Annotated in this window: 16 protein-coding genes; 6 read left to right on the forward strand and 10 right to left on the reverse strand. The window is 71.5% G+C overall.

The genetic code is table 11. From position 1 onward, the window contains the following. The first annotated feature begins 20 nt into the window (after nucleotides 1-20). The gene (locus ACFZBT_RS12155; RefSeq protein WP_391101701.1) at nucleotides 21-533 is read left to right on the forward strand and encodes a hypothetical protein; all 513 of its coding nucleotides are present in this window, start codon (nucleotides 21-23) and stop codon (nucleotides 531-533) included. Nucleotides 534-589: 56 nt separating this feature from the next. On the opposite strand, the gene ACFZBT_RS12160 is transcribed toward ACFZBT_RS12155, so the two are convergent. The 3 genes from ACFZBT_RS12160 to ACFZBT_RS12170 form a co-directional block, all read right to left on the reverse strand. Beyond that, nucleotides 590-931, reverse strand: a complete 342-nt coding sequence (locus tag ACFZBT_RS12160; protein ID WP_391101703.1) for a hypothetical protein — start codon at nucleotides 929-931, stop codon at nucleotides 590-592. A gap of 68 nt (nucleotides 932-999) precedes the next feature. After that, complete coding sequence (locus ACFZBT_RS12165; protein ID WP_391101705.1) at nucleotides 1,000-1,707, reverse strand: TIGR03943 family putative permease subunit; 708 nt, start codon at nucleotides 1,705-1,707, stop codon at nucleotides 1,000-1,002. Beyond that, nucleotides 1,704-2,780 (reverse strand): permease, encoded by a 1,077-nt coding sequence (locus tag ACFZBT_RS12170; RefSeq protein WP_391101707.1) that lies wholly within the window; start codon nucleotides 2,778-2,780, stop codon nucleotides 1,704-1,706. The genes ACFZBT_RS12165 and ACFZBT_RS12170 overlap by 4 nt, the downstream gene beginning before the upstream one ends. Nucleotides 2,781-2,927: 147 nt before the next feature. Between ACFZBT_RS12170 and ACFZBT_RS12175 the strand changes: the two genes are divergently transcribed. After that, entirely contained in the window at nucleotides 2,928-4,826 is a 1,899-nt protein-coding gene (locus ACFZBT_RS12175) for an NAD-binding protein (RefSeq protein WP_391101710.1), read from the forward strand. 218 nt (nucleotides 4,827-5,044) lie between these two features. On the opposite strand, the gene ACFZBT_RS12180 is transcribed toward ACFZBT_RS12175, so the two are convergent. Next, complete coding sequence (locus ACFZBT_RS12180) at nucleotides 5,045-6,913, reverse strand: prolyl oligopeptidase family serine peptidase (protein ID WP_391101712.1); 1,869 nt, start codon at nucleotides 6,911-6,913, stop codon at nucleotides 5,045-5,047. 127 nt (nucleotides 6,914-7,040) lie between these two features. Here ACFZBT_RS12180 and ACFZBT_RS12185 point away from each other — a divergent pair, with 127 nt between their 5' ends. Both ACFZBT_RS12185 and ACFZBT_RS12190 read left to right on the forward strand, forming a co-directional pair. Next, a complete protein-coding gene (locus ACFZBT_RS12185; protein ID WP_391101714.1) occupies nucleotides 7,041-7,199 on the forward strand; it encodes a hypothetical protein in 159 nt (52 codons plus the stop codon). 98 nt (nucleotides 7,200-7,297) lie between these two features. Next, nucleotides 7,298-8,116, forward strand: a complete 819-nt coding sequence (locus tag ACFZBT_RS12190; protein ID WP_391101716.1) for an SURF1 family cytochrome oxidase biogenesis protein — start codon at nucleotides 7,298-7,300, stop codon at nucleotides 8,114-8,116. A gap of 55 nt (nucleotides 8,117-8,171) precedes the next feature. Here ACFZBT_RS12190 and ACFZBT_RS12195 read toward each other — a convergent pair whose 3' ends face one another. The 4 genes from ACFZBT_RS12195 to ACFZBT_RS12210 all read right to left on the reverse strand — a co-directional run bounded on the left by ACFZBT_RS12195 (nucleotide 8,172) and on the right by ACFZBT_RS12210 (nucleotide 12,726). After that, on the reverse strand, nucleotides 8,172-9,212 hold the full coding sequence (locus tag ACFZBT_RS12195) for a hypothetical protein (RefSeq protein ID WP_391101718.1): 1,041 nt from the start codon (nucleotides 9,210-9,212) through the stop codon (nucleotides 8,172-8,174). Nucleotides 9,213-9,310: 98 nt separating this feature from the next. Further along, complete coding sequence (locus tag ACFZBT_RS12200; protein WP_391101720.1) at nucleotides 9,311-9,886, reverse strand: SigE family RNA polymerase sigma factor; 576 nt, start codon at nucleotides 9,884-9,886, stop codon at nucleotides 9,311-9,313. A gap of 456 nt (nucleotides 9,887-10,342) precedes the next feature. Next, the gene (locus tag ACFZBT_RS12205; protein ID WP_391101723.1) at nucleotides 10,343-11,434 is read right to left on the reverse strand and encodes an aspartate-semialdehyde dehydrogenase; all 1,092 of its coding nucleotides are present in this window, start codon (nucleotides 11,432-11,434) and stop codon (nucleotides 10,343-10,345) included. Continuing rightward, nucleotides 11,434-12,726, reverse strand: coding sequence for an aspartate kinase (locus ACFZBT_RS12210; RefSeq protein WP_391101725.1), 1,293 nt, complete (start codon nucleotides 12,724-12,726; stop codon nucleotides 11,434-11,436). Before ACFZBT_RS12210 ends, ACFZBT_RS12205 begins: the two co-directional genes overlap by 1 nt. Before the next feature lie 235 nt (nucleotides 12,727-12,961). On the opposite strand from ACFZBT_RS12210, the gene ACFZBT_RS12215 reads away from it, so the two are divergent. Together ACFZBT_RS12215 and ACFZBT_RS12220 are read left to right on the forward strand one after the other, a co-directional pair. Further along, a complete protein-coding gene (locus ACFZBT_RS12215; RefSeq protein WP_391101728.1) occupies nucleotides 12,962-13,678 on the forward strand; it encodes a response regulator in 717 nt (238 codons plus the stop codon). Further along, nucleotides 13,675-15,015 (forward strand): ATP-binding protein, encoded by a 1,341-nt coding sequence (locus ACFZBT_RS12220; protein ID WP_391101730.1) that lies wholly within the window; start codon nucleotides 13,675-13,677, stop codon nucleotides 15,013-15,015. The genes ACFZBT_RS12215 and ACFZBT_RS12220 overlap by 4 nt, the downstream gene beginning before the upstream one ends. 15 nt (nucleotides 15,016-15,030) lie before the next feature. Here the strand turns inward: ACFZBT_RS12220 and ACFZBT_RS12225 are convergent, their stop codons facing one another. Further along, nucleotides 15,031-15,567 carry an SgcJ/EcaC family oxidoreductase gene (locus ACFZBT_RS12225; protein WP_391101733.1) on the reverse strand — a complete coding sequence of 179 codons (537 nt, stop codon included), beginning with the start codon at nucleotides 15,565-15,567 and terminating at the stop codon, nucleotides 15,031-15,033. 112 nt (nucleotides 15,568-15,679) lie between these two features. After that, entirely contained in the window at nucleotides 15,680-15,856 is a 177-nt protein-coding gene (locus ACFZBT_RS12230) for a hypothetical protein (protein WP_391101735.1), read from the reverse strand. Nucleotides 15,857-15,871 lie beyond the last annotated feature (15 nt).

The following is a 15,871-nucleotide window of genomic DNA, read 5'->3' on the forward strand; positions in this document are numbered from 1 at the left end:
CGGCCGCGGGCAGGAAGTTCATGTCGGTCGCGCTGGTCGGTGCCACCGTCGTCGGCGCGTCCGTGCTGTCCGTCTCGCCGGCGGCAGCGCTGAGCTGGAAGTGCAAGGAGAGCTCGAAGACCATCGACGACGCGGGGTACACCGGTCCCTGGGGCGACAACTGGGACTTCACCGTCAAGAACTGTGTGGCCCGGTCCGGCAGCTACGTCTACGCCAAGGCCAAGGTGACCTGGGACGCTCCCCCGTGGTACTCGGGTAGCGACCTGTCGGAGACCTTCGACAGCGCCGGGTTCCGGCTGTACCTCAAGCACGCCGACGGGGGCGCGGACACCATCCTGCTGAAGAAGGACTTCGGCATCCGGTCCAAGCTGGCCGCCATGAACGGCAGCGGGAACGGTTCGTGGACGTCCTCCACGATCAAGAAGAAGGTCGGCGGCAAGAGCGCGTACGCCGACGGTGCCCTGCGTCTCAACTGGGACGAGGACGGCAAGGACGTCATTCACTACGACTTCAAGGCGAGCCGCTCGGTCTGACCCGCTGCCGCTGATCCTGTGCCGGGTTCTCCCGTGGGGAGGGCTCGGCACAGTTCTTATGTGAGCGCCCCGGCCAGTGTTCCCGCCAGGGTGAGCGCGAGGAAGACCGCTCCCCAGGCCATTCCGCGGCGTATGAAGCGGTACTTGATCCAGACGGTGCGGGGCCTCGCGGCCAGGCCGAGCAGGACCAGGGACGGGGCGCAGGCCGCGCAGCCTGCCCAGACCAGGAGCTGGGGGATCACGGGGTACTGGGCGGGTGCGATGACGCCCGCGGCGATCGCGCCGAGCAGGGCGGTCAGGGCCGCGCCCAGGGTCGCCAGGGTCAGTTCGGCTCTGTTGTCGGCCTTCACGAGTTCCTCGCGGGCCTCGGTGCGGAACCGGCCTGTGTGTGTGGTCATCCGTCCCCCTCCCTCGCTGAACGGCGGGCTTTACGGGTACCCGCAAGTGAGCGGTCCAGTACGCCACTTCAGGTGTTCCAGGTTTCGTCGTAGGGGTCGTGCGGGGTGGGGACCGGCTTGGCGTGGGTGACCTCGAGGTACGGGATCGGGCCGTCGTTGACCGGGTCCTTGGTGCGGCGCGGGGTGTAGCGGCCGGTGATCTCCAGCCAGGTGTCCGGGCTCAGGACCGGGGGGATGTCTCCCGTCAGGGCGATCTTGACCGGCTGGGCGTCCGCCGCGCAGCAGTTGAGGCCCATGCGGACCAGGTACGGGGAGCCGGACCTGTCCAGGGTGACGAAGCCGGTGATCCGCAGTTCGCGGTCGCGGAGGGAGCGGCCGTTGTCGTAGACCGCCCGGCCCGCGTAGTCGGCTACGCCCAGGCGGAGAGGGCCGTCGGCCGGGAGGTCCGCGAAGCCGAACGGTTTCTGGAGGGCCGTGCCGGTGTGGGACGCGCTGTAGGAGCCCAGGGCCGGCGGGGCGACCAGGATCAGGGCCAGGACGGGGAGCGTCAGGAGCCAGGTGACGCGAGGCTCCTGGTGGGGATGGTGCTCCCGTTTGGAGGGGCGTCGGTCGTACCAGAGTGTCGCCGCCGCCGTCGCGATCAGGACCACGCCCGCGAGGAGGACCAGGGGGCGCAGGCCCGCCTTGACGTACCGCAGGTAGAGGTCGGTCATGCCGGAGTGCAGGAGCGTGGCGCCGAGGAGGAAGAGGAGCGCGCTCTGGGCCAGGCGGTTCACAGCAGGACCGTTCCGGTCAGGGCCGACACGACGACGGCCAGGGCGAAGGTCGCGGGCGCGAAGCGCAGGGCGAAGGCGCGGCCGAAGGTGCCCGCCTGCATCGCGAAGAGCTTCAGGTCGATCATGGGGCCGACGACGAGGAACGTGAGACGGGCCGTCAGGGAGAACTGGGTCAGCGACGCCGCCACGAACGCGTCCGCCTCCGAGCAGATGGAGAGCAGGACGGCCAGGACCGCGAGGGCCAGGACCGACAGGACCGGGTGACCGGCCGCCGCGCGCAGCCACTCCGCCGGCACCACCGCCTTCAGCGTCGCCGCGGCCATCGCGCCGATCACCAGGTAGCCGCCCGCGTGCGTCACGTCGTGACGTACCGAGCCCCAGAAGGCCGCGCCCTTGCTCTGCCCTTCGTACGACGCCCTTTCCGGGGGACGCAGCCAGTCCGTGCGGCCGAGGCGGTGCCAGAGCCAGCCCATCGCGCAGGCCACCAGCAGGCTCGCGACGAAACGGGCCAGGACCATCTCCGGGTTACCGGGGAAGGCCACGGCCGTCGCCGTCAGCACGATCGGGTTGATGGCGGGCGCGGAGAGGAGGAAGGCCAGGGCGGCGGCGGGGGTGACTCCTCGGCGGACGAGGGCTCCGGCGACCGGAACCGAGGCGCACTCGCAGCCCGGCAGTACCGCGCCCGCCGCGCCCGCGACCGGGACCGCGAGGGCCGGGCGTTTCGGCAGGGCCCGGGCGAAGAACGACGGTGGCACGAACACCGCGATCGCCGCCGACAGCAGCACGCCGAGCACCAGGAACGGCAGCGCCTGGACCATGACCGCCACGAAGACCGTCATCCAGCTCTGCATCACCGGTGCGGCCAGGGCCCCGCGGATCGGGTCCTGGAACATCACGGCCGTGACCAGCAGAAGGGTCAGCAGGAGGGCGGAGTTGAGGTGTCTGCCCTCGTCCCGGCCTCCCTGGCCCTCCCGGCCGTGGTCCGCCTCGGTGTCCCCGTGCTCGCCGCTCTCCCTCGGGACGGTCTTCGTGGTGGCCACGGGCCCGGTACCTCCGGTGGTGCGCATGGGCATGCATTGCCTCCCCTTCGGTACGGACGGGCGGGCCCGGGTGTTCACGCACCTCGGTTCCCTTCTGGAACCAGCCGTCCCGGTGAGGCAGTCTTCTCCCTTGTGGGGAGCGTTCCGAATCAAGGTCAGCCAGGTGAACCGGCCACGCACATGGTCGTATGCGGTGACGACGGGCTCGCCCATCGGCTGGCCGCCGAACTCCGGGGTGTCTACGGCGAACAGGTCACGCTCGTGGTGCCGCCGTCGGGGCGCCGGGTGCGGCAGCCGGTGGTCGGACGGGCCCGGGCCGCCTCGGCGGCGCTGTTCGACCGGGTCAGCGCGGCCGTCAACCGGGCGGGTACGGGCGGTGCCGAACCGGCCGCGACCGAACAGGTCGTGGAGGCCGCCGAGGTCACCGAGGCCGTGCTCACCGAGGTGGGGGCCGACCGGGCGGCGGCTCTGGCGCTCGTGTACGACGACGACGAGACCAACATCCGCGCCGCGCTCACCGCCCGCCGGATCAACCCGCGGCTGAGGCTCGTACTGCGGCTCTACAACCGGCGGTTGGGGCAGCACATCGAGGAACTCCTCGACCAGACGGCGGCCGTGGCCTCCGGGACGGGGCCGGGCGGCGGTTCGGGCCTCGACGCGTCGACGACCGTGCTGTCCGACGCCGACACGGCCGCGCCCGCGCTGGCGGCCACCGCCCTGGTCGGCACCAGCAAGGTCGTCCAGACGGAGGGTCTCGTCCTGCGCGCCGTGGAGCGACAGCCGCCGGGGCCGGGCGAGGTGGCCGACCCGGGTTTGTGCACGCTGGCGCTGCTGTCCGCGACGAGCAACGACCCGGCCGGTGCCGACGGTTCCGAGAGCAGCGGGGAGCACGGGCCTCAACTGCTGCCGGACGAGATGGCGGTGGCGTCCGCGACCGGGCGCGGGACCGTCGTCCTGGAGCAGGTGTCGTACTCCGGGCCCGCCCTGCCTTCCGGGCGGGGCGGTGGTGTGCCGCCGTTCGCCTCGCTGTTCTCGCGCCGGCTGCGGTGGTCGCTGGCGGGGCTGACCGGGTGCGTGCTCGCGCTCGCCGTCGCGTTCATGTTCGTGACCGATGAGCATCCGCTGTACGCCACGTACGTCACGCTCCTCGATCTCTTCGGCATCAACGATCCCGCGTACCACGAGTCGACCGGGCGGCAGATCCTGCAACTGCTCTCCGGGCTGGTCGGGTTGCTGCTGCTGCCGGTGCTGCTGGCCGCGGTGCTGGAGGCCCTGGGCACGTTCCGCAGCGCGTCCACGCTGCGCAAGCCTCCTCGGGGGCTCGGCGGGCACGTGGTGCTGCTCGGGCTCGGCAAGATCGGGACACGCGTGCTGACGCGGTTGCGGGAGCTGCACATTCCCGTGGTGTGCGTCGAGTCCGACCCGGAGGCCAGGGGGATGGCCACGGCGCGGCGGCTGCGGGTGCCGGTGGTGCTCGGGGATGTCACCCAGGAAGGGGTGCTGGAGGCCGCGAAGATCCATCGGGCGCACGCCCTCCTGGCGCTGACCAGCGCGGACACGACGAATCTGGAGGCCTCGCTGTACGCGCGGTCCGTGCGGCCCGATCTGCGGGTCGTGCTGCGGCTGTACGACGACGACTTCGCGACCGCCGTGTACCGGACGCTGCGGGCCGCGCATCCGTTCGCCCTCACCCGGAGCCGGAGTGTGTCGCATCTGGCCGCGCCCGCGTTCGCCGGGGCGATGATGGGGCGGCAGATTCTGGGGGCGATTCCGGTGGAGCGGCGGGTGCTGCTGTTCGCGGAGGTGGAGGTGGCCGGGCATCCGCAGTTGGAGGGCCGGACGGTGGCGGAGGCGTTCCGGGCGGGGGCCTGGCGGGTGCTGGCGCTGAATACTTCACCTCCTGGGCGGCGAGGGGATGACGAGCCGGAGGGTGAGGAGCGGGTGCCGGCTTCGGGGCTGGTGTGGGATCTGCCTCCTACGTATGTGCTGGGGGTTGGGGATCGGGTGGTGCTGGCGGCTACTCGGCGGGGGTTGGCGGAGTTGCTGGGGCGGAGGCGGCGGGAGCGGGCGGGGGCGTAGACGGGGGCGTAGACGCCGGTTCGCTGCGCGGCTCGGCGTGACACGTCACCCGGCGTCGGTGCTGAGGCCGGGGCGTGGCGCAACCCGGCGCAGCGGGGTGCCGCCCGCGCCCACCCGTGCCGCCCTTAGCGGCACGCATGCCCGCGGGAGGGGGCGGGGGGAACTGCGCGACCGGCCACCGGACGCCCGCAGCCGCCGGCACCTCGCGCACCCCCGAGCTACTGGGCGTTCGGCCGCTCCTTCAGGTACCGCTCCGCGAACTCCAGTTCCAGCCGCACCTGCTTGATCCGTTCGTCCACCACCAGTGAGCCGTGCCCGGCGTCGTAGCGGTACACCTCGTGGATCGCGTTGCGCTTCTCCAGGCGCTTGACGTAGTTCTCGATCTGGCGGATCGGGCAGCGGGGGTCGTTGACGCCGGCCGAGATGTAGACCGGGGCCTTGACCTGGTCGACGTAGGTCAGGGGCGAGGACGCCTCGAAGCGGTCGGGGACCTCCTCAGGGGTGCCGCCGAGGAGGGTGCGGTCCATCGCCTTCAGCGCTTCCATCTCGTCGTGGTACGCCGTGACGTAGTCGGCGACGGGGACCGCCGCGATGCCCAGGGTCCACGCGTCGGGCTGGACGCCGAGGCCGAGGAGGGTGAGGTAGCCGCCCCAGGAGCCGCCGGTGAGGACGATGCGGTCGGGGTCGGCGAGGCCGGAGGCGACGGCCCATTCGCGGACCGCGGCGATGTCCTCCAGTTCGATGAGGCCCACGCGGTGCTTCAGGGCGTCGGTCCAGGCGCGGCCGTAGCCCGTCGAGCCGCGGTAGTTGACGCGGACCACCGCGTAGCCGTGGTCGACCCAGGCCGCCGGGCCCGCCGCGAAGGAGTCGTTGTCGTGCCAGGTCGGGCCGCCGTGGATGTCGAAGACCGTGGGGAGCGGGCCGCTGGTGCCCTGCGGCTTCTGGACCAGGGCGTGGATGCGGCCGCCGGGGCCCTCCACCCACACGTCCTCCACCGGCACCGAGCCGGGTGACTTCATGCCGGGCGGGTCGAGCACGACACCGCCGGTCGTGGAGCGGAGCGCCGACGGTTCGGCGGCCGAGGACCACAGGTACTCCACGCTGCCGTCGGGCCGGGCCGTGGCGCCGGAGACCGTGCCGGGCGGGGTCGGGATCTCCGACAGGGCGCGGCTCGCCAGGTCGTAGCGGAACAGCTCGCTGCGGGCCTCGAAGCCGTGCACGATGAGCAGGCCGGTGCCGTCCGGGTACCACTCGGCGCTGACGTCGCCGGGAAGCTCCAGCGCCAGGTCCGTCTCCTCGCCCGTGGCCACGTCCCACACCAGGGGCTCCCAGCGGCCGCGTCGCTGGTGACCGATGAGGAGGCGGGTGTCGCCGTCGACGGGGGCGAAGCCGAGGACCTCCAGGCCGAGCTCGCGGGTACCGCCCTCGGTGTCGTCGAGGTCGGCGACCGGGGTGCCGTCGGGACGCAGGACGCGCAGGGCCGAGTGCATCGCGTCGCCGTGCTCGGTGTGCTCGACGGCGATGAGCGAGCCGTCGTGGGCGAGGTCGCCGACGCCGGCGGACTCGCGGTGCCGGTAGATCTCCACCGGGTCCTCGCCGGTGCGGACGAGGTGGATCGTCGTACCGTCCTCGTCCGTCGAGCGGCCGACGACCGCCGTGCGCCCGTCGCGGCCGAGGGCGAGGCCCGCCGGGTAGGAGGCCTCCAGCCCGGGGGCGGCCGGTTCGTCCTCGCCGCCGGCGAAGGGCTGGCGGCGCCAGACGCCGAACTCGTCGCCGTCCTTGTCGTCGAACCACCAGATCCACGCGCCGTCCGGCGACAGCACGCCGTCCGTCGTGCCGTTCGGCCGGTCCGTCACCTGGCGCTGGTGGCCCGTCGACCTGTCCCACGCGTACAGCTCGTACGTCCCTGTCGCGTTCGACACGAACAGGGAGCGGTCCGGAGCGTCCTCCGCCCAGTCGGGCAGGGACACCCGGGGCGCCCGAAAGCGCTTCTCCCAGTCCGGCATCCGCTCCTGCTGTCCCGCCTGTACCACTAGCTCGTGCTGGTCCCGCTGGTCCCGCGCATCGGACGCGTTGCTCTCAGTCATGACCCCATACTGCCCGCCTCGACCGACATCGCGCTGCCGAGGCCCCCAGCCTGTGGATAACCTCCACCTATCCCCCTTCCCGGCAGGTCAGGGCGGATTGTCAGTGGCTGTCTGCACACTGCTCGACATGACCGGTCTACGCAGGACCGTCGAGGGGTTCCGGGCCGCGGCCGAGGTCCGGGCCTCGGTGCGGGACGAGACGCCCGAGGATCCGTCGCGGCGGGCCGACGGCCGCATATCCACGGTCACCGCTTTCCGACCCGGGGTCTGCGACACCCCGGCATGACGAGAGCCCCCGGCCGGACCGGGAGCACCGGCCGGGCGCCGCCGGTCCGCGCCCACCCCGCAGGCCGGACCCTTCGGGCAGCCCCGTACCTTTGGGGTGTGTACCGGTTTCTGCTGACGCCCCGATGGTGGGGGATCAACGTCTTCGTGCTGTTGTCCATCCCCTTCTGCATCTTCATGGGGTCCTGGCAGCTGGGCCGGTTCGAGGACCGTGTGCAGGACCACCGCACCGCGACCGAGCAGGTCGCCGAGGCGCGGAGCGAGGCGCCCCGGCCGCTCGCGAAGATGCTGCCGGTGACCAAGGCGACGTCCGGCAAGCAGGTCACCGCGACCGGCCGCTACGGCAAGCAGCTGCTGGTGCCGGGCCGGGAGCTCGACGACAAGCGGGGCTACTACGTCCTGACGCTGCTGCGCACCGGCTCGGGCGAGGCGCTGCCGGTCGTCCGCGGCTGGCTGCCCGGCTCACCGGACGCGGCCCGGGCCCCCGCCCCGCCCACCGGTGAGGTCACGGTCACGGGGGCGCTCCAGGCGTCCGAGAGCCCGGGCGACAACGGCGTCAGCGCGCAGGGCGGGCTGCCGTCCGGGCAGACCGGGGCGATCAGCGCGGCGTCCCTGATCAACCTGGTGCCGTACGACGTGTACGACGCGTGGGTCACGCTCGCCGAGGGCGACTCGGGCATGAAGGCGGTGCCCGCGAGCGCCCCGCCGGACTCGGGGCTCGACCTGAAGGCGTTCCAGAACCTCGGCTACACCGCCGAGTGGTTCGCCTTCGTCGGATTCGTGATCTTCATGTGGTTCCGGCTGCTGCGGCGCGAGGTGGAGTTCGCCCGGGACGCGGAGCTGGGCCTGGTCCCGGGCGAGGAAGAGCAGAACGAAGAAGAGCTGGACGAGAAAGAGCGGCGGGCGCCGGCCGTCTGACCGCGGCATCGGCTGTCTGACCGCGGCACCGGCCGTCTGACCGCGCCCTGGTGCTCTACGCGCCCGGCAGCACGCCCGTCCAGTACACGGTCCCCGCGCACGCGTTGGACACCGTGACCGAGCTCGCGCCCGAGCCCGTACCCGGCGTGTACGTCACCGCCACGCTGCCGTCGGCCGTGCCCTCCTCCGTGGCCAGCTGCGGGGCCGTGCCCGTCTCGCCGCCGGTGGAGGTGCCGCCCGTCTCCGTCGTGTCGCCCGTCTGGGTGGGTTCGGGGCTGGGGTCGCCGGGGCCGCCGACGCTGCCGCCGGGGGTGGGGCAGGTCTCCGTGGGGACCCAGGCGAACTTCACGTCGTAGGCGGCTCCGGGCTCCAGCACCAGCTGGGCGGCCTCCAGGGACGGGTCGGGCAGGCCCGCCGCCGCGTCCCCGGCCGCGTGCCGGGCGGTGCTGACCTTGCTGATGTCGGCCGCGCCCTGCGGCAGCGCGCTCACCGAGCCGGGGCCGGTGACCGTACAGCTCGCCGCGGAGACGTTGGTGACGCGGAAGGAGCCGTAGACCGCGCCCGTGGAGTCGGGGGCGGCGCTGCTTCCGGCGGCGGGGCCGAGCTGGGCCGCGGTGCACGCCGCGATGCCGGCGGCGGTGGTGGAGGAGGGGTCGGCGCCCTGGGTCGCGCCGGCGGCGGCGCCGCCGGTGCCCTTGTCCTTGTCCTTCTCCTTCTTGTCGCCCTTTTGCTTGCCCTCGGTCTTGCCGGAGGAGTCGCCCGTAGCGCTCTCTCCGCCGTCCGGTCCCTTGCCCTCGCTCGCGCCGCCCTGGGTCTCGGAGGCGTGGCCGATGGCGGACGGGTTGGCGTCGGAGCCGGTGGAGTTGGAGACGTGTACGAGCGCGGGGACCGCCGTGCCGACGAAGAGGAAGGCGGCGGCCATGCCTACGACGGCCTGCCGCTTGCGGGTCCGCCGCTGGGGCACCGCCTTGCGGAGGTACTCCAGCGTGCCGTCGCGCGGTTCCACCTCCTGCACCACTTGGTGCAGCATCGAGCGCAGGTCCAGCTCGTCCGAGTCGAACCCCTTGGGGCTCTGGTCGTCGGGGCCGTGGTTCACAGTTGCGTTCCCAGCGTGCGATTGCTTCGGATCTTGCCCGTGCGGCCTGGTCGGCTCGTGCCGGCCGGGCCCGTCACGGCCCGCGCTGTCCGGGGTGCTCATGCCGACGCCTCCATGGCCAGCCGGAGCGCCGCGATGCCGCGCGAGCCGTACGCCTTGACCGAGCCCAGGGATATGCCGAGGGTCTCGGCGACCTGCGCCTCGGTCATGTCCGCGAAGTAGCGCAGCACCAGCACCTCGCGCTGGCGGCGCTGCAGCCCCTTCATCGCCTTGATGAGGGAGTCGCGCTCCAACTGGTCGTAGGCGCCTTCCTCGGCACTGGCCATGTCGGGCATGGGCTTCGACAACAGCTTCAGGCCGAGTATGCGGCGGCGCAGCGCGGAACGCGAGAGGTTGACGACCGTCTGCCGCAGGTAGGCCAGGGTCTTCTCGGGGTCGCGGACCCGCTTGCGGGCCGAGTGGACCCGGATGAAGGCCTCCTGGACGACGTCCTCGCAGGAGGCGGTGTCGTCGAGGAGGAGGGCGGCGAGACCCAGCAGCGAGCGGTAGTGCGCGCGGTAGGTCTCGGTGAGGTGGTCGACGGTGGTGCCGGCCGCCGCCTCGTTCTCGGCACCGTCGCGCTGGTTCGGTATGCGGGCCGGCCGCGCCGCGGGCACGGGCGCGATCACCGGCATGCCACCGGGCGTACCGGCCATGCGGGGTCGTAGAGCCGCCGGACGGGGCGGTCGGAGGACCGTGCCGCGTGCCGAACTGAAGTCGAGTACCTCTGCCACGCCTGTTGGACACGCTCACCCCGGTGAGGGTTGTACGTGCCGGGCGTCACTTTCACGCCGACCGTCGCCGTGGACGGTCTACCCGCGTCAGGCTGCACAACAGATGGTGCGTCAAATGCCCTCATGCGTCCCGCTCTTCCCCTATGTCCAATTATGAACGGACGTCCCCACGCCCGGTTCCAGGCGTCCCCACGCCTGATGAAGCGCTTGCGGCCGAAGGGCGACCGCAAAGACGCTCCCCGCCCTCCGCACGGTTGCGGAGGACGGGGAGATAAATCCTCTGATGCCGAAGCGCCCTGGACAAGTGGTCCGGACCATCGATCAGCTCACATGTCGTACACAGATCCTACAAACCGCCTACGACACAGACAGCTCGGCGGCCACCACCTCGGCGATCTGCGCGGTGTTGAGCGCGGAGCCCTTGCGCAGGTTGTCCCCGCACACGAAGAGTTCGAGCGCCGTGGGGTCGTCCAGCGCCCGCCGCACCCGGCCGACCCAGGTCGGATCGGTGCCGACGACATCGGCGGGGGTCGGGAACTCCCCGGCCTCCGGGTTGTCGAACAGCACGACACCGGGCGCCGTGGCGAGGATCTCGCGGGCCCCCTGGACGGTGACCTCGCCCTCGAAGCGGGCGTGCACGGTCAGCGAGTGCGTGGTGATCACCGGCACCCGGACACAGGTGACGGCCACGGGCAGCTCGGGCAGGCCGAGGATCTTGCGGGACTCGTCCCGGACCTTCAGCTCCTCGGAGGACCAGCCGTCGTCGCGTGCCGAACCGGCCCAGGGCACGACGTTCAGCGCGACCGGCTCCGGGAACGGCCCGGTGTCGTCGCCGACGGCCCGCCGTACGTCACCGGGGCCGGCGCCCAGCTCCGTGCCGGCGACCAGGGACAGCTGCCGCCGCAGGGTGGCCACGCCCTCCCGCCCGGCGCCGCTGACCGCCTGGTACGAGGAGGCGACGAGCTCACGCAACCCGAACTCGGCGTGCAGCGCGCCCAAGGCCACGATCATGGAGAGCGTCGTGCAGCTGGGGTTGGCGATGATCCCGCGCGGCCGCATCCGCACGGCGTGCGGGTTGACCTCGGGCACGACGAGCGGCACGTCCGGGTCCATCCGGAACGTGCCGGAGTTGTCGACGACCACCGCGCCCTTGGCGACCGCGAGCGGCGCCCACCGCTCGGCGACCTCGTCGGGGACGTCGAACATGGCGACGTCGACCCCGTCCAAGGCCTCCTCGGTGAGCGCCATGACCTCGGTCTCCTCGCCGCGCACGGCCAGCTTGCGACCGGCCGAGCGGGGGGAGGCGATCAGCCGGATCTCGCCCCAGACGTCGGCCCGCTGGGACAGGATCTGGCGCATGACCGTGCCGACGGCCCCGGTCGCGCCCACCACGGCAAGCGTCGGACGCCCGGACCTGCCGGTCCGGGCGTCCTGTCGGAGGTGGGCCATCAGCGGCCGGTGCCTCCGTAGACGACAGCCTCGTCGCTGTCGGAGTCGAGCCCGAAGGCGGTGTGCACGGCGCGGACGGCCTCGGGTACGTCGTCGGCGCGCGTGACGACCGAGATGCGGATCTCGGAGGTCGAGATCAGCTCGATGTTCACCCCGGCGTCGGACAGCGCGCCGAAGAAGTCGGCCGTGACACCCGGGTTCGTCTTCATTCCGGCGCCGACCAGGGAGATCTTGCCGATCTGGTCGTCGTAGCGCAGCGAGTCGAAGCCGATGCCGGCCTTGTTCTTCTCCAGCGCGTCGATGGCCTTGCGGCCGTCGGTCTTCGGCAGCGTGAAGGAGATGTCCGTCAGGCCCGTGGAGGCCGCGGACACGTTCTGCACGACCATGTCGATGTTGAGCTCGGCGTCGGCGATCGTGCGGAAGATCGAAGCCGCCTCGCCCGGCTTGTCCGGCACACCGACGACGGTGACCTTGGCCTCGGAGGTGTCGTGCGCGACACCGGAGATGAGAGCCTGCTCCACCTGCTTCTCCCCTTGCTGCTGCTTCTTCTGAACGACTGGCTCGTTGCTGACCCACGTGCCCTGGAGTCCGCTGAAGCTGGACCGGACGTGGATCGGGATGTTGTACCGGCGGGCGTACTCCACGCAACGGTGGAGCAGCACCTTCGATCCGGACGCCGCCAGTTCGAGCATGTCCTCGAAGGAGATCCAGTCGATCTTCCGGGCCTTGGTCACCACGCGCGGGTCGGCGGTGAACACGCCGTCGACATCCGTGTAGATCTCGCAGACGTCGGCGTCGAGGGCGGCGGCGAGAGCCACCGCCGTGGTGTCGGAGCCGCCGCGGCCGAGGGTGGTGATGTCCTTGGTGTCCTGGCTGACGCCCTGGAAACCGGCCACGATCGCGATGTTGCCGTCGTCCACCGAGTTCTTGATCCGGCCCGGCGTGACATCGATGATGCGCGCTTTGTTGTGGACCGAGTCGGTGATGACACCTGCCTGGCTTCCGGTGAACGACTGGGCCTCGTGGCCCAGCTTTTTGATCGCCATGGCCAGCAACGCCATGGAGATCCGCTCTCCGGCCGTCAGCAGCATGTCGAGCTCGCGCCCGGCAGGCATCGGGGATACCTGCTCGGCGAGATCGATCAGCTCGTCCGTCGTGTCGCCCATCGCGGAAACCACGGCAACCACCTGGTGGCCGTTCTGCTTCGCTTCCACGATTCGCTTGGCGACGCGCTTGATGCCCTCGGCATCGGCTACGGAGGAGCCTCCGTACTTCTGCACGACAAGGCCCACGTGCGCTCCTCGCTCAATCCGTCTCTATCCGCTCATACGCATTCGTACCGCGGTCGGCTCAGTCTAACGAGCGTCCGAAAATCCCCTCCGCGATATCGCATGGTGAGATTTCCGGGGTACTCGTTCAGAGCTGCTCATGCCCACCTGGACACAGGCCACGCGAGAAAGTGCCCGGCGTCACAATCGTCCGTCGACCGGCCCCGGTAAGCCAACTTTCAAGCACTAGGGTTCGGCTGTGCGTGTACTCCTGGTGGAAGACGATGAGCCGGTCGCCGAATCCCTGCGCCGTGGGCTGAGGCGCTACGGCTTCGAGGTCGAGTGGGTGACCACGGGCGCGGCGGCGCTGCGGCACGAGGGCCCCTACGACGTCGTCCTGCTGGATCTCGGCCTGCCCGACACCGACGGCCTGGACGTCTGCAAGGCGCTGCGCGAGCGCGGCGACGTCCCGATCATCGTGATCAGCGCCCGCAGCGACGAGACGGACCGGGTGGTGGGCCTGGAGCTCGGCGCGGACGACTACGTCTCCAAGCCGTTCGGCGTCCGGGAGGTCATCGCCCGGATACGAGCGGTCATGCGCCGCACGCAGGCCCGTACGCCCGGGCCGGGCGCCCCGGCCGGCGGCCCCGACCGCTACGGCACGCGCCTGACGATCGACCGCAAGGCCGCCCGGGTACGCCTCGACGGCGAGGAGGTGGCCCTCGCGCCCAAGGAGTACGACCTGCTGGCCTTCCTCACCGAGGAGCCCGGGGCGCTGATGTCGCGCGAGCAGATCATGGAAGCGGTCTGGGACGCCAACTGGTTCGGGCCGACCAAGACGCTCGACGTGCACGTGGCGGCGCTGCGGCGCAAACTCGCCGGAGCGATCGCGATCGAGGCGGTGCGCGGGGTCGGCTTCCGGCTGGAGATCGTCAAGGACGGGCTGGAGATCGTCAAGGACGTCGGGACCTCATGAACCGGCAGCTCATCCGGAGCTACATCCTCCTGGTCGCGGTGGCCATCTTCCTGTTCACGGTGCCGGTCGCGTTCACCCTCACCAAGCAGCTGCGGGACGACACCAGGCAGTCCGTCCTGCGCGAGGCGAACACGATGGCACTGCTGCTGAGCAACGGCACCGGCGCCTCGTGCGAGGCCCTGACCGAGGTGGCCAGGGCGTACGGCGACGTACAGGCGACCCCCACCGCCTCCTGCGACCCGAAGCTGCCGGAGCCCGCCGCGGACGAGGCGCTGACCCGGGCCCTGGAGAAGAACGAGGTGACGACGGACTGGGGGTCCGACTTCGTCTGGGGCGAGCACCTGGAGGTCACCGTCCCCGCGCGGAGGGACGCGGCCGTGCGGATCGTCTACTCGACCTCGGACATGACCAGGCGGCTCTGGCAGATCTGGGGCTTCCGGGCCGGGCTCGCGGTGGTCGTGCTCGCGGCGGCCGCCGCGATCGGCGCGTTCGCCGCCCGCCGCATCACCCGGCCGCTGCGCCAGCTCAACGACATGGCCAGCAAGTTCAGTGACGGCGACCTGACCGCCCGCTCCCCGGTGACCGGGCCGCCGGAGACCCAGACCCTCGCCCGCACCCTCAACCAGGGCGCGGAACGCCTGGACACGCTGATCGCCGCCCAGCGCATCTTCGTGGCGGACGCCTCCCACCAGCTGCGCACCCCGCTCACCGCGCTGCGGCTGTCCCTGGACAACATCGCGGACGGCGTGGACGACGCGTTCGTGCACGAGGACGTGGAGCAGGCGACGGCCGAGGTCGTCCGCATGAGCCGCCTGGTCAACGGGCTGCTGGTGCTGGCCCGGGCCGAGGCCAAGGTGACGGCGGCCGAGCCGCTCCCGCTGATGGACCTCGTGCGGGAACGGCTCGCCGTGTGGAGACCGGCCGCCGACGAGCGCGGAGTCACCATCGCGCTCAGGGGGAGTGCCGACGGCCGGCCGTCTGTGCTGGCCAGCCCCGGTCATCTGGACCAGATGCTGGACAACGTGCTCTCCAACGCCCTGGAGGTGTCACCGGACGGCGGGACGATCACCGTCCGCGTGGACCCCGGGGGCGATGTGGTGGGGGTGTCGGTCCTGGACGAGGGGCCCGGCATGTCGGACGCCGAGAAGTCCCGCGCCTTCGACCGGTTCTGGCGCGGCCAGGGCCTGACCGGGAAGTCCGGTTCGGGCCTGGGTCTCGCCGTCGTCCGGCAACTGGCGACGGACGACGGCGGAACCGTGGCGCTCACCGACGCCCCGGGCGGCGGCCTGTGCGTGACGATCACGCTACGGGCGGCGCCCCACCGTGCCGGTGGCTGAGGCCCCTTCAGGTGCTCACCCCTCGGGCATCTTCGAGGAGTGGTGGTTCACGATCAGCCACGTGCCGTCCGGCTGCTTCTCGTAGGCGTAGGTGTAGCGCGCCTTGACGTCGCTCTTCTCCCCCGACTCCGGGTCGGTGAGCGCGAACTCGTACACACCCGTGTCGATCACGCTGTTCCGGTCGAGGACGTTGACGACGGACTCGATCTTCTTCCCGTGCGGCTTGTTCTTGAGGAAGTGCTCGAAATAGTCGACGATCTCGGCTCTGTCGGTACGCACGTTGTCGGAGACGGTCGGCAGCAGGACCGCGTCCTTCGCGTACAGGTCGGCGACCTTCTTCGGGTCACCCGTCCGCAACGCGCGGTTCCAGTTGTCGAACAGCCCGAGCACCTGCGCCTTGGTGACCGGCTTGGCGTGCTGCCTGCCCTTGCCCCCGGAGTCGGCACCGGCGACCCCGGCACCGGCGGCGAAGGTGCCGGCGGCGACGACGGCCACAGCGGTGGCGACGGCGACGCGCTTGCGTATGGACGTGGCTGCGGGACGGCGGGTCATGTTCATCTCCGGTGGGATCGAGTGGAGTTGCTGAGGTGACTCCAGACTCGCGTTTCGCCGGTTAGGGCCCGTGCAGCGGACGTACAGGGGAGATGCAGGATGCCCCCAACTCTCACCGCCTCCCCCGTACCGCCCGGATCACCTCGGCCAGGGCGGCCAGAATCCTGGCCCGGTCCTCGGACTCGGTTCCGTCGAGCGCGGAACGCACGAACAGCACGGACGCCAGGGCGACGATCAGCAGGGTGAGGACGCTGCACACGCACAGGGCGGCAACGAGAAGCGGATCCATTGCGGCTCCTTCGAG

This window comes from Streptomyces sp. NPDC008137, assembly GCF_042957035.1.
Taxonomy (GTDB): domain Bacteria; phylum Actinomycetota; class Actinomycetes; order Streptomycetales; family Streptomycetaceae; genus Streptomyces.

Bases quoted from the DNA above. Each gene is read 5' to 3' on its own strand.
- ACFZBT_RS12205 (WP_391101723.1), bottom strand. From the start codon at position 11,434: ATGGCCCACCTCCGACAGGACGCCCGGACCGGCAGGTCCGGGCGTCCG.
- ACFZBT_RS12230 (WP_391101735.1), bottom strand. From the start codon at position 15,856: ATGGATCCGCTTCTCGTTGCCGCCCTGTGCGTGTGCAGCGTCCTCACC.
- ACFZBT_RS12225 (WP_391101733.1), bottom strand. From the start codon at position 15,567: ATGACCCGCCGTCCCGCAGCCACGTCCATACGCAAGCGCGTCGCCGTC.
- ACFZBT_RS12180 (WP_391101712.1), bottom strand. From the start codon at position 6,913: ATGACTGAGAGCAACGCGTCCGATGCGCGGGACCAGCGGGACCAGCAC.
- ACFZBT_RS12200 (WP_391101720.1), bottom strand. From the start codon at position 9,886: ATGCCGGTGATCGCGCCCGTGCCCGCGGCGCGGCCGGCCCGCATACCG.
- ACFZBT_RS12220 (WP_391101730.1), top strand. From the start codon at position 13,675: ATGAACCGGCAGCTCATCCGGAGCTACATCCTCCTGGTCGCGGTGGCC.
- ACFZBT_RS12170 (WP_391101707.1), bottom strand. From the start codon at position 2,780: ATGCCCATGCGCACCACCGGAGGTACCGGGCCCGTGGCCACCACGAAG.
- ACFZBT_RS12185 (WP_391101714.1), top strand. From the start codon at position 7,041: ATGACCGGTCTACGCAGGACCGTCGAGGGGTTCCGGGCCGCGGCCGAG.
- ACFZBT_RS12175 (WP_391101710.1), top strand. From the start codon at position 2,928: ATGGTCGTATGCGGTGACGACGGGCTCGCCCATCGGCTGGCCGCCGAA.
- ACFZBT_RS12155 (WP_391101701.1), top strand. From the start codon at position 21: ATGTCGGTCGCGCTGGTCGGTGCCACCGTCGTCGGCGCGTCCGTGCTG.
- ACFZBT_RS12160 (WP_391101703.1), bottom strand. From the start codon at position 931: ATGACCACACACACAGGCCGGTTCCGCACCGAGGCCCGCGAGGAACTC.